Annotated in this window: 14 protein-coding genes and 1 pseudogene; 2 read left to right on the top strand and 13 right to left on the bottom strand. The window is 36.5% G+C overall.

All coding sequences use genetic code 11. The features are described from left to right. From AC1FXZ_RS21405 to AC1FXZ_RS21375, 7 genes are all read right to left on the bottom strand, one after another. Nucleotides 1-423 (bottom strand): electron transfer flavoprotein subunit beta/FixA family protein (locus tag AC1FXZ_RS21405; RefSeq protein ID WP_480057465.1); only part of this gene is annotated, 423 nt, incomplete at its 3' end. A gap of 283 nt (nt 424-706) precedes the next feature. After that, a complete protein-coding gene (locus AC1FXZ_RS21400; RefSeq protein ID WP_480057463.1) occupies nt 707-1,978 on the bottom strand; it encodes a cytochrome P450 in 1,272 nt (423 codons plus the stop codon). Between the two features lie 122 nt (nt 1,979-2,100). Then, nucleotides 2,101-3,192 (bottom strand): TRAP transporter substrate-binding protein, encoded by a 1,092-nt coding sequence (locus AC1FXZ_RS21395; RefSeq protein ID WP_480057461.1) that lies wholly within the window; start codon nt 3,190-3,192, stop codon nt 2,101-2,103. 57 nt (nt 3,193-3,249) lie between these two features. Beyond that, nucleotides 3,250-4,551, bottom strand: coding sequence for a TRAP transporter large permease (locus AC1FXZ_RS21390; protein WP_480057459.1), 1,302 nt, complete (start codon nt 4,549-4,551; stop codon nt 3,250-3,252). Beyond that, entirely contained in the window at nt 4,551-5,060 is a 510-nt protein-coding gene (locus tag AC1FXZ_RS21385) for a TRAP transporter small permease (RefSeq protein ID WP_480057457.1), read from the bottom strand. The genes AC1FXZ_RS21390 and AC1FXZ_RS21385 overlap by 1 nt, the downstream gene beginning before the upstream one ends. Before the next feature lie 95 nt (nt 5,061-5,155). Continuing rightward, entirely contained in the window at nt 5,156-6,418 is a 1,263-nt protein-coding gene (locus AC1FXZ_RS21380) for a cytochrome P450 (protein ID WP_480057455.1), read from the bottom strand. A 120-nt stretch (nt 6,419-6,538) separates the two neighbouring features. Next, the gene (locus tag AC1FXZ_RS21375) at nt 6,539-6,979 is read right to left on the bottom strand and encodes a MarR family winged helix-turn-helix transcriptional regulator (protein ID WP_480057453.1); all 441 of its coding nucleotides are present in this window, start codon (nt 6,977-6,979) and stop codon (nt 6,539-6,541) included. 831 nt (nt 6,980-7,810) lie between these two features. Here AC1FXZ_RS21375 and AC1FXZ_RS21370 point away from each other — a divergent pair. Further along, entirely contained in the window at nt 7,811-8,017 is a 207-nt protein-coding gene (locus AC1FXZ_RS21370) for a cation transporter (RefSeq protein ID WP_480057451.1), read from the top strand. A gap of 142 nt (nt 8,018-8,159) precedes the next feature. Here AC1FXZ_RS21370 and AC1FXZ_RS21365 read toward each other — a convergent pair whose 3' ends face one another. Together AC1FXZ_RS21365 and AC1FXZ_RS21360 are read right to left on the bottom strand one after the other, a co-directional pair. Then, nucleotides 8,160-8,882 (bottom strand): HAD family hydrolase, encoded by a 723-nt coding sequence (locus AC1FXZ_RS21365; protein WP_480057449.1) that lies wholly within the window; start codon nt 8,880-8,882, stop codon nt 8,160-8,162. A gap of 165 nt (nt 8,883-9,047) precedes the next feature. Continuing rightward, a complete protein-coding gene (locus AC1FXZ_RS21360; RefSeq protein ID WP_480057447.1) occupies nt 9,048-10,469 on the bottom strand; it encodes an MDR family MFS transporter in 1,422 nt (473 codons plus the stop codon). Nucleotides 10,470-10,621: 152 nt separating this feature from the next. On the opposite strand from AC1FXZ_RS21360, the gene AC1FXZ_RS21355 reads away from it, so the two are divergent. Further along, nucleotides 10,622-11,830: a DUF2515 family protein gene (locus AC1FXZ_RS21355; RefSeq protein ID WP_480057445.1), complete on the top strand. Its 1,209-nt coding sequence runs from the start codon at nt 10,622-10,624 to the stop codon at nt 11,828-11,830. A 215-nt stretch (nt 11,831-12,045) separates the two neighbouring features. Here the strand turns inward: AC1FXZ_RS21355 and AC1FXZ_RS21350 are convergent, their stop codons facing one another. From AC1FXZ_RS21350 to AC1FXZ_RS21335, 4 genes and pseudogenes are all read right to left on the bottom strand, one after another. Beyond that, nucleotides 12,046-13,422 carry a hypothetical protein gene (locus AC1FXZ_RS21350; protein ID WP_480057443.1) on the bottom strand — a complete coding sequence of 459 codons (1,377 nt, stop codon included), beginning with the start codon at nt 13,420-13,422 and terminating at the stop codon, nt 12,046-12,048. Between the two features lie 137 nt (nt 13,423-13,559). Continuing rightward, nucleotides 13,560-14,534 (bottom strand): beta-ketoacyl-ACP synthase III, encoded by a 975-nt coding sequence (locus tag AC1FXZ_RS21345; RefSeq protein ID WP_480057441.1) that lies wholly within the window; start codon nt 14,532-14,534, stop codon nt 13,560-13,562. 151 nt (nt 14,535-14,685) lie between these two features. Continuing rightward, nucleotides 14,686-16,260 carry a benzoate-CoA ligase family protein gene (locus AC1FXZ_RS21340; protein ID WP_480057439.1) on the bottom strand — a complete coding sequence of 525 codons (1,575 nt, stop codon included), beginning with the start codon at nt 16,258-16,260 and terminating at the stop codon, nt 14,686-14,688. Between the two features lie 132 nt (nt 16,261-16,392). Next, nucleotides 16,393-16,515 (bottom strand): annotated as a pseudogene (locus AC1FXZ_RS21335) (enoyl-CoA hydratase/isomerase family protein); the annotation flags it as partial.

Raw genomic sequence — 16,515 nt, 5'->3', positions numbered from 1 at the left:
CGTTGTCACTTGAGGAATGTCTAACAGTTCAGCGACCCTAGGACCAACTTGCCCAGACCCTCCATCGACTGCAACGTTTCCTCCTAAGATCAAATCAACCTCTTGCTCTTTGAAATAAGCAGCAAGCATGGACGCTGTCGTAAATTGATCTAACTCATCCACCTCTTCACTATCAAGTAAGACTGCTTTGTCAGCGCCCATTGCGAGTGCTGTACGTAATTCCTTTTCGGCTTCTTCTTCACCAACGGTTACAACCGTTACTTCTCCACCATGTTCATCGCGCAAAACAATCGCTTCTTCAATTGCATATTCATCATAAGGGTTGATAATATAATTTGCTTCTTCTCCATTTATCTTTCCGTTCTCAATAACAATCTTTTCTTCTGTATCAAAGGTACGTTTCATAATCACGAAAATGTTCATAGTTAATTCCTCCGTTTGTTAATATAGTTTCAACTCCATGCTTTCTACATCAATATTCCTTGCAAAAAATGTGCCAACTTTAATAAAGCTATTAAGCTTGAAATCTCAACATTACATTTGCGATTTAGACACAAAAGAAGAAAAAATGGTGCATTACCACACAATAAACTGGTGCAAAACAAAAACACGGTGATTTATATCACCGTGTTTTTGTTTAAAAATGCATGACAAAAAGGTTAAGCATCTAATTCTACAATCATTCTAAGAGGAAACTAAGTCCTTCCTAAATTGAGACTTTTATCGGTACGGATACCGTACCCCATTCCGGCCAACGTGTCATGTCAACTTCTCCAGCCATCTCAAACTGTTTGGTACGTGATAACAATTCTTCAAGGGTTATCCCCAACATTAATCTTGCTAGTGGCGCACCTGGGCATTGATGGGGTCCCATCCCAAACGCCAGATGCTGCTTGATATTAGGACGGTTAAGAATAAATTTATCACCATTAGGAAAAATTTCTTCATCTCGATTTGCAGAAGCATAGACTAAAGCGATGGGTTCATCTTTTTTTATTGTTCGTCCATTTATTTCGACATCTTCTTTAGCTGTACGGGCAAAACCTCTATATGGAGTGAATAAGCGTAAATATTCTTCAATTGCAGCTGGAACTAAGTTCAAGTCGTTACGTAATTGTTGTTGAAGTTCTTGATGTTTACTAAGGTGCACAGCCATACTCCCTATAAATACACTCGGTGCAATCATTCCTACCACAATCAATTGACGTACAGTTCCTAAAATCATCTCGTCCGGTAAAGGCTCGCCCCTATATCGTTTTTCTAATAAAGCCGACGTTACGTCTTGTTTTGGATCTAGTGGCTTATTTTTGCGATCTTCGATAATTTCCCTAGCAATATCATATAATTGCAGACTTGTTTTTTGCACTAAGTCGTTATCCCCCACCTGCAATGCCTTGTTAAATACGGTGGTTACTTCTCTAATTGACATAGATATTTCTGTAGACAAGTTAAAGAATTCTCCAAATACATATCCAGGAAGTTTGTGTGTAAAATCCTCACATAAATCTCCCTCTCCTTTGTCAATAAAATGTTGCAACAGGTGTATAATATTTTCACGAATAGCAGGTTCGATTGCCTTCATCTTCTCCTTTGTGAAAAACGGGTCTAATGTTCTCCTGTACGGCGTATGTTCAGGTGGATCTAAATGAAGTGGAGGACGCCTTCCGGTTGTCGCTACTTTTGGTACGACATTTTGAACAGACGTCACGTACATATTCGGATCCTTTAACACATTTGCAACATCTTCATATTTCATCAATGCCCAAAACCCATTCCATTCGTTACTATGAGCTACCGGACAACTGCTTCTTAGGTGTTTGTACTGTTCATGCGCACTTGTAAATGTTTCGGGAGCTAATGGATTGAAATCATCCGTTAACTGTAAACCATTCTCCTCATCTCGAAATTTATTAGTAAAAGGGCATTTCACTTGATGAATCGACTGAGCCAAATCTTTTTTATCATTGTAATTATTCATAATCAATATCCTTTCCAATACGATTAATGAAGGGCGTTTAAAGGGGAAGCTTCCTTGTAAAACACCCCTATATTTTCCTTGAAATTTGAATAAATTACTTTTTAGTTGTTAGAATAACTATATTAATCAGTCATCTTATCAGCTAACTCACGGGCATTTTCGAAAAGTTCAGTGCCATTTAAACCCTGATCATCAAGCTCTGCGGCTATTCCCAAGGCATTTTCTTCCATAACAGCTAGAATTTCATCTCTTGCCTCAGGAGAGAGTTGAATAATCTCATTGCCATCCTCGATTGCCTGATCAATTCCAGCCTGAACTTCTTCTTCAAGTTGAATCACTAACTGTTCCTCCCACCATGCTCCATTATCGAGAATCACTTGCTGATTCTCTGGCGATAAACTTTCAAAAACATCTTTATTCATCATTTTTGAATTTAGCCATGGTGTAGCATAAGGCAATTCTGTATTATAATTCGTTACCTCTGCGAAATTAAAGGTTCTCAACGGGTCAGCTCCTGTGACAACTCCATCAATTGTTCCCCTTTCTAGCGCACTATATGTTTCAGAGATCGGCAACCTAATAGGGTTAGCACCTAGCGCCCTAATTAGAGCAACAGAAGCATCATCGGCAACCTTGATATTAAGCCCTCTAAAATCCTCAGCCGAACGAATTGGTGTATTTACTGTATGGACCCATGAAGGTCCGGCAGACATCCGGCTAATCGGAACAACATCATCATATTGGTCGGCCAATTCTGGAGTACTCTCTACAAGCTCGCGTGTGAATTCAAGTAATTGTTCCATATCTGTAATACCGTAGTTGAATAAACCGACAGAATATTCTAATTGATAACGATCTGCCTCAGATCCTACTGCTGCTTGTGTAATTTCAGCTGAACCTCGTAATAATTCCTGGCGCCACTCATGCGCATTTACTAATGTCCCATCAAAAAATAAGTCCATTTTAATAGTCTCATTTGATTGTTCTTCAATTCTCTCAAACATCTCTTGATCGATTAAACCTTGATAGTGGCCAGACGAAACATATGTCCCATATTTTAATTCCATCGGTTCTGCAGATTGTTCAGTTTCTATAGAATCACTACTTCCTTCAGTTGAACTGCCTGATGAGTTCCCGCAACCAGTAAGTATTCCCACAAAACCTATACATGCAACAACAGACAATGAGGCCATTCGTTTCTTCATTTTAAACATTAGTTTTCCTCCTTAAAATTAGGCTGGGCTACCCGCTAGATATTTTATATTAAGCTCTTACCTCATTAGGTTAGGTAAGAAAGTAACAACATCAGGGAAAAACAACAATATTAAAATTATTACGATTTGTGCCAGAACAAACGGAGTGACTCGACTAAACACCTTTTCTAATGAAAGCCATTTAAACAATCCTGCAGTAGTATATACATTAATCCCAACTGGCGGAGTGATAACGGCCATTTCCATAACCATCACTATATATATCCCAAACCAAATCGGGTCAAATCCTAATGCTAATACAACTGGAAACATAAATGGTACTGTGAGTAAAAGCATTGACAAAGAATCCATAAACATTCCCAAAACTAAGTACATACATGAGATAATTAGCATAACCACAATAGGTGAAGCTTCAATACCACTGACAGCAGAAACGATACTTTGTGGGATTGTCGTTACCGCGACAAAATAATTAAACGTAAAAGCCCCAATCATTATCAACCCGACCATACCACTATTACCAGCCGTACTTTTAAGCGCTTTCATTAAACCTTGCCATGTTAACTTTCTCCTAGCAAAACCAATCAAAATCGCACCACAAGCACCTACCGCACCAGCCTCTGTAGGGGTAAACCAACCCCAGGTCAGACCTCCGATAGATAATGCAATTAGGAGTAAGACCTCCCATGTACCTGCTAATGCCTGTAACTTTTCCTTCCATGAATAACGTGGCCCTGCCGGAGCAATATCAGGTCTTAATCTGCAGACAATCGCAATCGTTATCACGTATGCAATAGCTAACATCATTCCGGGAACAATCCCTGCTATAAATAACGCACGTATTGATTGTTCCGTCATAAGAGCGTATAAAATCAATATGGCGCTTGGCGGTATCAATATACCAAGTCCACCAGCCGCTGCAACAGAAGCTCCAGCTAAACCAGGGTCATATTTTCTTCTCATCATTTCTGGGATAGCTATGAGACCGATTGTCACTACGGTTGCAATCGTTGAAGAGCTAATTGCTGCAAACACAGCCGAAGCCACAACTGTTGCGAGTGCAAGTCCTCCACGCCGATACCCTAAAAACCTTTCGCAAAGTTCATATAATTTAACCCCTAAGCCAGAGACACCAAACACTTGCGCCATTAAAATAAAAGCCGGAATGACGGCAAAATTATAATCGGTAATAGTAGTAAAAGGGATTAACGCAACCTTCCCGATAGAAGCTGTTGTTGAGACAATATATCCGAAGCCGGCAAACCCTACTAGTGTCATAGAAATTCCAACTGGAACCCCTATTAACATTAATAGAAAGAATGCCACCATACAGATCACGCCTATCGTAAGTGGCTCCATTAATCTTCACCTCCTTTACTAATGTTCTTTCCCCCTAAAATAATCAGGGCTAGTAAAACAAATGCAATGACAACGATAAACCGGAATGGAGCTACCGGAATTTGAAGGTCATACGTTCTCTCATCTAGCATACTTAAAGTAACTTCTATACCAGCGTAAGCTAATAACCCACAAAAAAACAAAATTACAATACGAGTGATCCAATCACAAACTATGCGAATCCTTTTTGGCAAGCGATTTACAACCATATCCATGACAATGTGCTGTCCTTTAGTAGCTGCGTATACGATACCAAATGAATAAAAGATAGCACCGATTAAGCCGAGAATTTCATAAAAACCGGGTATAGACCAGTTAAATACCCTACGTGTTATGACATTAAAGGTGACTAAAATGATCATCACTAATGTAGCCAAGCCCCCTACTTTACCAAGTGCCTCACTGATATTATCTAATACGGCCGAATAAGAGGATTGTTTAGTTTTCAAACCTTCTTCATTTTCTTTCAATATGCTCACCAACCTAGATTGTAATTAATATTGGCTATAACTGCATTTACTTTATTAGGGCGGGGTTGTTCCGATACTCTATTTTTAGTAATCTTTTATGCCGGTGACAACTTAATAGGTGCAGAGAGCACACCCCACTCAGCCCAAACTGTCATTTTCACATCGCCAACTAATTCAATTCTTTTTGTACGTTTAAGAGCTTCTTCAAGAGTAATGCGTACCATCATTCGAGCTAAAGGAGCTGCTGGGCATTTATGTGGCCCTTCACCGAAAACAATATGGTCTTTTGCATTTGGCCGGTTTAAAATAAATTTATCTCCATCTGGAAACACTGAATCGTCACGATTGGCAGAAGCATAATTAAGCGCGATTGGCTCATCTTTTTTTATTAGTTGACCTCCTATTACAACATCATGTTTTGCTGTACGAGCCATGCCCCTATAAGGCGTAAGCAGGCGAAGGTACTCTTCTACTGCAGCTGGAACAAGACTTAAATCATTTCGCAGCTGTTCTTGTATCTCTTGATGCTCGCTCAAATGAACAAAGATACTTGCAATTAACACGCTCGGAGCAATCATACCAGCAACTAACATCGCACGGACACAACCTAGAATCATCTCATCAGCTAAATACTCACCATTATACTTGGTTTCTAGCAACGCACTTGTAAAGTCTTCTTCTGGATCCATCGGGCTCTTTTTACGTGCCTCAATCACTGTTCGAGCAATGTCATAAAGTTGTAAACTCAATTTCTTTACCTTCTCTTGGTTATCGAATTCCATTATCGCTTTTACATACGCGGTACTTACTTCTTTAATTCTTTTCGACTGATCCTTAGGTAGATTAAAAAATTCAGCAAATACCAAGGCTGGAAGTTTATGAGTGTACTCTGTTGCAATCTCAACGTTCCCTTTGTCAACCACTTCCTGCATTAATTCCTCTGTATCTCTTTGAATGCTAGGTTCCAACTCTGCCATTTTCCTTTTTGTAAAAAATTGGTTAATCAAACGACGATAGAATGTATGTTCTGGCGGATCGAAATGTAATGGAGGACGACGTCCAGTAAACGCTACTTTTGGCACAACATTTTGAACTGACGTCGTATACGTTTGATAGTCCTTTAACACACCAACAACATCTTCATATTTAGAAAGGGTCCAAAAACCCCCCCATTCATTGCTGTGGGCAACTGGGCACTTTGCTCGCATTTCTTTGTATAATTCATGAGCGCTAGTAAATGTTTCTGGTGCCTTGGGGTCAAAATCATGATCATACCTCTTATTAGTTAATTCATTCTCACCAGTAAATTCACCATGATTAAAGGGACACTTCATTTGATTTTCTTCGTTATGATTCATTTAAAAGCTCCTTTCATAATAAACCACTCATAGAGAGCGCTTACATATATTGGTTTTTAAAAGACTTTCTTATAAACTAAATTTAAATCACACTCTTTCTAAGTCTGAACGCCATTAAATTCATTGTGCTTTCTCTAAATTATCTATAACTTTTCTTAAAACACTCTTCAACATGATTTTTTCTTCATTACTTAATCCACGGCAAACCGTTTCTTCACATTCGGTGATTAGGTCAATAGCTACCTCCTCTAGCTCTACTCCTTCTTTTGTTAAGTAAATTCGATTAACACGTGCATCATTTGGGTCGGGCGAGCGCCTTAACCATCCCTTCTCAACCATGTTGTCAATCATCCCTGTTAAAGAAGCAGGTTTCACGCTTAACTCATTCACTAACTGCTTTTGTGTTACCCCATCTTTTTCCCATAATAGCTTTAAGACCCAGTAATTCGAACTAGTAAGCCCATTTGACGCCATCTTTTTATTAATCAAGTTTGTTAACTGTAATGACGTCTTTCTAAATAATGATCCAAACCAATTACTTCGTTCTCTTGAATGTTCCATCTTATTCCTCCATAACTATTTGGCAGTTTATCTTTCAAATAATTAGGATCCTAACTTTACCACCGTAATTAATTTAGGATCCTAACTACTCACTTAAAATTTGCCAAATCCACAAACTAATTTATAATTTTAATTAGGATCCTAACAGAATCCACGTTTTCCTAAAGAGAAAATTCTGATAATTCTTACTATAAACTGATTTTTTTTTCTTTTCAACCCTTTTTTAGAAAAAATTTAAAAATTATTTCATCTTCGAAGTAGCTAGAAACAATAAGTAAAAATATAAAAATTATTATTCTAATATCCTTTCTCACCTTCGTTTTTTTCTTCTTTGCAACAAGTATTTGTATAGTTTAACGCTGTTAACAGCATGAAGCCTAAACTTAAGAACAAAAAAGATTATACAGTGCAAAGAGATATCACACTATTAGATAACACCTGTTTTTCAAGCTGGGTTGAAGAAACACGAGTATCTCAAACATTATGCCATCAAGATTTTGCAGCAGGACACCTTTGAATTGATAAAGAGGGAAGTTTACATGTGTTCAACATGCATTCTTCAGCAATCGTTCATCCTATTAGAGACTTGAGACATCTTAAAACTAAGCAATGAAAAAACAGAAATCATGGAATTTTAAACTTATGAATCAGTTGAAACTGAACTTAGTAAGGAGCTCATACATAAAACACTGAATCCCCAATTAACAGCGTCGATCACTCATTCAACAAGATTTGCGTTCCAGAGCAAAAAATAAGTTCAGTTATCAATTATTGAATAGAAGATGCTCTACTTTGAAAAAATAAGAAGAAAAGGAAAGGTGGCCTTCATGTATGAAACAGATTTCTTTACAGGTAGAAAAAATGAGTTGTGGTAACTGTCTTTCAACTGTCGAGGAAGCAATAAAGAAAGTAAATGGTGTAAGTGATGCAAAAGGGTCATTGAAGGATAAAACGGTCAATGTACAGTTTGATGAAATGAAAACAGATATTAGTCATATGGTAGAGGCGGTTGAAGAAGTCGGGTATATTATTATATAAACTCACCCTTACTTATTCAAAAATAGAGTAAAAAGATCAGACCCATGAATATAATTTCCTCTAGTCTTTTTCATTTTCAAAAAGCATATAGATAAAATTAAAAGAAAAGTATCCATTTGCGATACTCTTCTTTTGCATAAGTTTATTTTGAGAAAATCCCTGTTCCTTGGACAATTTTCTCATGCAGCTGTTCCAAAGTTCCACGATCATCAACATGATACTGTGGGTTTCCACGATCAATAATATTCCCTTCAACTAAAAACGTCTTCATTCCAATCGTACTTGTTACCATATCCTCTTGAATATCGTTGCCAACCATTATACAGTCTTCCGGTTTCACATTTATACGCTCGCATATATCCTGATAATACTCAATATGTGGTTTTGTAAATGAACTTTCTTCATATACCGTAACAAGCTCAAATGGTAATTCATCTAGTTCAGCCCATTTTAAGCGATGGTAAATCGCCGTTTTTGGAAAAACCGGATTTGTTGCCACCGCTACGAGATAACCTTGCTGAACTGCTTTTTCAACGACTTGCTTTCCCATTGGAGTCGGCTGTGTTAAATGAGAAAAAGTTGGGAATACTCTTTCGTAAAACTCATCTAATGCAGGCCAAACGTCTTCTCTCTTTTTCGCCACTAGTTCTAAAAACGTTTCTTCAAATACTTTTTCATTCGTCTTAGTTGGTTCAAGATTTTTGATCATCGCTTCCGTCCCCGTTAAAAGAGCTTTAACAAATTCTTCTGGATCGATAATATGCGCCATTTTTGGTGCCAATTCTTTTATGTAATTTTTCACAAAACGTTCTGTGTCCATTGGGAGCAATGTACCATCTAAATCAAACAGTATTGCTTTTGCCATTAGTAACACCTCGCATCATCCATATTTTGGGTTACCCCAATAAAAGAAAATTATACCATAGTAATCAGAATTTTTTTGCGATCACATTGTTAGTGCTCTTCTTATAATACACCCAGTGTAATCTTTTTAATAAGAAACCTCACTAATTCTAGTGAGGTTTCTTAATTATAAGGAAGAATGTTTTCCTTCGTCTTTTTCTGCCACAGGCTGATTGTACTTAATAAAGAAAGAAGCGATTAAGGCTAATAAAGAAAGTATTGCTACTATTAAAAAGGAAATATTAGCTCCATAAATATCCGGATAAGAAATATCTGGACGTTGTTCCGCCGTGATAGCTGTCGTTGTCATGACTGAAACAAGAATTGCAGTTCCAACCGATGCTGCAATCATTCTCATAGTATTATCCATTGCTGCACCATGTGGGATCAATCTTTTTGGTAATTGATTTAATGCTGCGGTTTGGACCGGCATCAACACCATTGATAAACCAAACATACGTATTGAATACATTACAGTTATATAGGTAAAAGATGTTTCTGGACTTAAATTGATAAAAGCAAATGACGATATAGTCATAATTGATAAACCAATAAACACCAACCACTTAGCTCCAATTTTATCAAATATTCTTCCATTAATAGGTGACATAAGCCCCGTAATCAAAGCTCCTGGCAACAGAGCAAGACCAGCTTCAAATGCTGTGAACTCACGCATGTTTTGCATAAATAAAGGAACTAATGTCTCAACTCCAATCAACCCCATAAATGAGATCATTCCAATAACAACAGCTAATGGAAAAATAGAGTATTTAAATACGCGAAATTCTAGCATTGGGTGTTTTAATTTAAGTTGTCTTGTAATAAATAATATAAGAGCTAACACACCCATACCAATCGATATTATAGTAATTGGTTGAGTCCAGCCATAGTTACCAGCTGCAGTAAAACCATATAGCAATCCCCCAAAGCCAAAGGAAGAGAAAACAATAGATAACACATCTACTTTCGGCTTCGTTACATCAGTCACATTTTTTAATACAAAAATAGCAATAATAATATCGATAAGTGCAATCGGTAAAATAATAAAGAACAATAATCTCCAAGAGTAATTCGAAGTAACCCATCCAGACAAAGCTGGACCAATTGCAGGGGCAAATGAAATTACGAGTCCAATTAGCCCCATTGCTGCACCACGTTTATTGACAGGAAATATCATTAAGAAGACAGTAGTCATAAGTGGCAGCATCACGCCAGCACCAGCCGACTGAATCATCCTGCCTACTAATAACACCTCAAAGTTTGGTGCAACTCCCGCGATCAGTGTTCCAAAAGCAAAAATACTCATTGCCGAAATAAAAAGTTGTCTTGTTGTAAAACGTTCTATTAAAAATGCACTTATTGGAATCATAATCCCATTTACTAACATAAAAACCGTTGTTAACCATTGAGCACTGTTTGCCGTGATGTTCATCTCATGCATAATTGGCGGGATTGCTGTAATCATTAATGTTTGATTTAATATTGCAATAAAAGATCCCGCAAGCAGGAGCGCAACAATTGTTGCTCGATTATACCTGGTTTCTTCCATATTTTCCCCTCATCTCTAAAAAAACTACAGACTACGCAACTGTTCTATAATAAACGATTATTTCGAATCTGAACATAGTTAGTAAGATACTTCTTTTTCTCTAACGCATCTGCCCCCTTAGGCATACGGTATGAAAGAGGAGGTCTGGATACATGAGTATCATTAATAAAGTAACGCATTTTCCTGCTTTGTTCTTACAATCTACCGTTCATGTAATTAATAAGTTTCAATATGAATCAAAAAATAAGAAAGTCTGGGATCAATTACCAATTAACTGTCGTCTTCTAGATCAAATGAAAGAAAACATTAAACAACAATCACCAATAAAGAAAAAACCTTTCTCCACCCTTAATGACATAGAGAAAAGCATTGTTTTGACTATTAGAGAAAAAGTGAAAGCTGAAAACCAAAATAATATAACGCGTACCAAAGCATATTTGGATTTTTATGAAAAGCACGCTGAAGTTCATTGGGCTTTCTTAGCACACCTAGTCTCAAGAAATGGTGGCTGGAACATGACCGACCTAAAAGGGGAATTAACAGGCTTCATAAAGTATGTAAAAAGAAAAGATCTTTTTCTATTTTTGGAGTCAGCCAATGCACTAATTTTTCATGATGCCTATCCACAGCTTTTACTTTATGAAGAAAGCAAAAAACGAAATTACAGCTTATTTTATCTCTTACCTTATTTTCATGTATCTAGTTTCATGTTACCAGTTTGGGAATTGTTTTTGAAAAAGCAAGACTCTACATTACTTACCATCTCTTTAATCATTAATGAGCAACAGTATATTGAAAAAAGAGTAATACAAAATCCACATTTTATGGAACATGTGCTTGACACACTCCTTTTTCAAGCACAGGAGCTTTTTCAAATCACACAGGTACTGTTTCCATTTCTGCACAAAAAGAAAGAACGAAGGTTGGCAGGGTTATCTGTTGCAAATTTCTCTTCAGTAAACGAGAGAATTAACATCGGTAAACGCCTATATTCTATGCTTTTTGGTTTGAGGCCTTTATATGAGGATATTCACCGGTTCGCCACAACTACACTCCATACAGGTTCTCGTTCTGATTATTGGCCATCCGTATTCACATCAACCAAGAAAAATATGGAAACCAAACCTCTCATTTTCAAACAACCTATCTTTAGTCCATACCTTAAAGACGCTTGGCCTAATATCTCTCATGATTTTACTGATACAAGAGATTGGTACGAAAAAGCCCAAGATGATGTATTTTCGTATTACAAAACAATTCAAGTTCCCAGTTCATTTGATATTTCAAACAATTATTTTCGTAAATTGCAAAAAATGCAACTAGCAGCTCTAGCATATCAAGAAGCCGAAAAGCTTCTATAAAAAATGAGTTATTACTGCTAAAAGGCCTGATAGAAGAAATGGAACGTAATTTTTCTGGTACGTACTTCAATTTCAAAAAAGAACGATAAAAAAAGCTCTCCTAAATGTCCGACAGCTTTAGGAGAGACAAATTCACTTTTACCATCCTTAAATAACTATATTAATTCCGTACCTCACATTTATCAACTTCATATCTCCCACCTTGAAATACCCTATTAATTGGTAGACTTTTGTCTGTTCTCCAATTGTCTAATTTCATCATTTAATTTGGTTAAACTCTGCTTCATATAATTAACTGCATCGGTGTGAACTGTTTTTATTTGAATCAATTGTGAGTATAAATCAAGATGCATATTCTCTTGTTCTTTATGATGTGTAGTTAAGAACTTTGTTGTATCCTTAAGTTCATGAAGTCGGTCCTGTATTTGCTCTTGTTCGGCTTCATTTTCTTTCACTTTCTTTAATAATTCTTCATAATCAAGCTTTTGTAATTCAATCAATTGGATTATACTTTCTTGTTTTCTTATCTGCTCTTTTTGCTCCTTTAATAAAGCTTCGTATAAAGATTCCTGTTCACTGACTCGGCTACTATATTTTTGAACTTTCGCTTGAAGATCACTTTTATTACGCTCTAGTTTAGAAAGTTGTTCGGCCATCGACGCTTTTAATATGTTCAACTCTGACAAATTTTTCTCCAATAAACGTTGCTCCTCTTCATGGCTTACGCTCTTATTTAGCAACTCTTGTTGAATTTCACTTTCTTGCTCTACAATTTTTTGTAAATTCTGATGCTTCTTCAGCATTTGTTGACACATTATACTTTGTTCTTTCATTTGATCTGATAAGACTTCTTGAACTTGACTGTGAGTTCCTAATATTTCTTTATGATCGTGTAATTGTTTCCCTATCCTTTTCAATTCATTTCGTGTTGTTGACTCCAGATTTCCTAGTTGCATTGAAAAGACCTCATGGACTTGGCTGTGCTCTCCAATGGTTTCTTTCTGCTCAATTAGTTGTTTCTCAAGACGTTGTGACTCCTTATGGAATGATCTATCTTGATTTTCTAATTGTCTTAAAATAGCCTCATACACTCGTTTGTGATCTTCTATCTTGCCATTTTGTTTTTTTAACCGTTTTACAATGCCCTGTACATCCCTTTGAATCAATTGACCCTGATTTTTTAATTTCTTTAAAAAATCTTCATGCACTTGTTCATGAACTTCAAGCTTATTTTTCTGTTTTCTCAATCTTTTATCAATAGCCCTTACATTCCGACTCTGACCTTTTAATTGGTTTGAAAAAACTTCATACGTTCGTTCATGATCTTCTAACGTATCGTCCTGTTCATTCAACCGTTTTTCAACACTCAAAAATTCCTCTCGAACCAATTTTTTCTGATAATCTAATTGATCTAAGATGACTTCATGAACTCGATTATGATCTACTAACTTTACTTTTAGTTCGCTAATCTCATCGTTAATGCGTTCGAAAACCGTATCAGAGTAAAACACCTGTTGATTATCTGTACTTGCCTCTGTATTCAAAAACACCTTAGGACCTTCACGGTTCACACCTGAGTTTTTTTCGTACACATTCCCACTCCTTTATCAATCTGTTACCATAAGTCTATGATTGAATGGGCTATTAAGTGCTTTTTTTACAACAATGTGTCCTCATACTTTTTCACTAAAAAGCGTTCTAATCCATAGATTAGAACGCTCACAAAAAATCAATATTGAAAAAGTAACGAACCCCAAATCAATCCACCACCAAATGCAGTAAGAACGATTCGATCATTTCTTTTAATTTTCCCTGCTTCTCTCGCTTTCGTAAAAGCCAAAGGGATAGTCGCTGCAGAATTATTCCCAAAATACTTTATATTGCTTATTACCTTTTCCTCTGGAAACTCTACAATTCTCGCAACTGCATCTATAATTCTCTGATTGGCTTGGTGTGGTATTAGCCAATCTATATCATCATTTTGGTATTCATGCTTATTTAACAATTCCTTAACATTACTTGACATCGCATTTACAGCTAATTTGAAGATTTTATTACCGTTCATTTGAATTTTCGGAATAGAATAATCACTATTGTCTTTTTCTCTGCTTGAGCCACCTTCTACATATAGATCCTCATAGTACCTTCCGTCAGAATGAATCGTCGAGTCAATAATTCCATCACAACCGTCATTAGAACTACTAGATACAACAAAAGCCCCAGCTCCATCAGCAAACAATATTGCAGTTGACCGGTCTGAATAGTCAACAATTTTAGATAAAGCATCAGCCCCAACAACTAAAACGTGTTTGACTTTTCCGCTTTTTATATATTGTTCTGCAACCTGTAGAGCCGATATAAACCCTACACACGTACTATGGATATCATAAGCACCTATCGTGCGACAATTTAACATCGTTTGTAGCTTCGTAGCAACTGGCGGAAACATATGATCAGGGGTTTCCGTTGCTACAATAATTAAATCAATATCATTCGCAGTTAAACCTGCATCTTCTAATGCTGCTAAGCTTGCTTTATACGCAAGGTCAGATGTATTTTCAGTTGTATCAATCACTCTTCTTTCAAAAATACCTGTTCTCGTCGCAATCCATTCATGAGACGTGTCCATTAATTCTTCTAAGTCCTTATTTGTCATGACCGTAGATGGTACATAAGCCCCTACTCCACTTATAACAGCCTTCATCAAATGCAACCACCTCCATTCTTTTTTTGAGGCTGTCTCAAAACAAAAGTTTCTGACCCCAACTAACACTATATACCAATCGCTAGCGTTAGCGATATACTATATAAAGTGCTATAGTGGGGTCAGATTCTTATAAGACAGCCTTATTATACTAAACTCTTAATTTAAATCTTTGTACTTTACCTGTAGCCGTTTTAGGCAATTCATCCTTAAATTCAATTTCTCTAGGATATTTATATGGAGCTAACTGTTGTTTCACATACAATTTCAATTCTTCAGATAATTCTTCTGAAGGATTTATACCTTCTTTTAAAACAATATAGGCTTTTGGATAAACTAAGTTATTTTCCGTTTTCTTTCCAATCACTGCTACTTCAAGTACTTTCTCATGTTGGAAGAGAACGCTTTCAATTTCGATAGGAGAAACCCATATTCCACCAACTTTTAACATATCATCAGAGCGTCCAGAGTACCAGAAACACCCATCTTCATCCCGATAATATTTGTCTCCTGTGTTCATCCATTCCCCATAAAATTTCCGGTGATTTTCTTCGAGGTTACACCAATAACCACCAGTTAAGCTTTCACCTTTTATTACCAAATCTCCAACCTCATTAGGCCCTACTTCAATTGATTGATCATTAAGGATTCTGGCCTCATAACCTGGAACAATTTTCCCAGTACTGCCCGGCTTAATATCCCCAACGCGATTTGATAAAAAGATATGCAAAGCTTCTGTTGATCCAATCCCATCAAGAATATCGATGCCAAAAATTTCTTTCCATTTATTGTAAAACGTTACTGGCAATGCTTCTCCAGCCGATACACAAACTCTTACTGAAGAAAGGTCAGGAACTATCCCGGTTTTCTCAACATAGTTAATCATGGCCCCGTATAGAGTTGGAACACCAAAAAAGATTGTTGGTTTAGCTTCAACTAACTTGTTAAAGATGTTTTCAGGGGTAGGTCTATCTTTAAGCAGTATCGTCTTTCCTCCAGCACCTAATGGGAAGAACATCCCATTACCTAGGCCATAAGCAAAAAACAACTTTGATGCTGAAAAGGTAACATCATTCTCAGTAATCTGTAGGATATTTTTTGCATAATTATCAAAAGATGCTTCCATATTTTTTTGATAATGAATGACGCCTTTAGGATTTCCAGTACTTCCAGAGCTATAAAGCCAAAATGCAGGATCCTGAGAAGTACTATAATATGTTTCTAAATCAGAAGATGCACAATTTACAAACTCAAAAAAATCAATTGTATCTGTACTATTAGAAGGATTTTCTGAAATTACAATTACTTGTTTTAGATAAATGAATCTCTCACGAATATCTTTGATTTTTGCCCAAAAATCCTCATGTACCACTATAACTTTTGCACGACTATTATTTAATAAATATTCATAATCATGTGGTTGTAACATTGTATTAACTGGGATCGGTATTGCACCAATTTTCATTGCTCCAAAAAACGAAACTATAAATTCTGGTGAATCGTACGTTAACAATAAGATTCGGTTTTCACTTTCTACCCCAATATTTAAGAGCGCACTTCCTACTTGATTGATTCTACGTTGGAGATCTTGATATGTTACTTGTTCGTCTTCACATTCAATCGCAACCTTATTGCCTAAACCATTTCTAATATTGTCTTCAATGAATCGACTAGTTGCATTATAATGATCTTTAATTCCTCTTAAATTCGAAACTGATTCGATCATGTATTTCCCCCCAAAGAATTTTAATAGAACGAGGGTGCTCACCCTTTATTATTACAATAATTCAAGGTAAAAGCTAGGCTTTTACCTTGAATTTATTAAATTTTAAAAAGTTATTCACTTTTCAGTTAATTATTATTGACCAGACCAATCAGCTGGACGCTTTTCAATAAATGAGCTTAGTCCTTCTTGTGCATCTTGCGAACGGAATAATAGGTTTTGTAGTTCACCTTCATAACGAATCGCAACGTTTAATGG

It is taken from the genome of Halalkalibacter sp. HAAS-P014 (assembly GCF_056619965.1).
The sequence above is the reverse complement of the archived record's forward strand: the minus strand, read 5'-3'. Positions and strand labels throughout refer to the sequence as shown.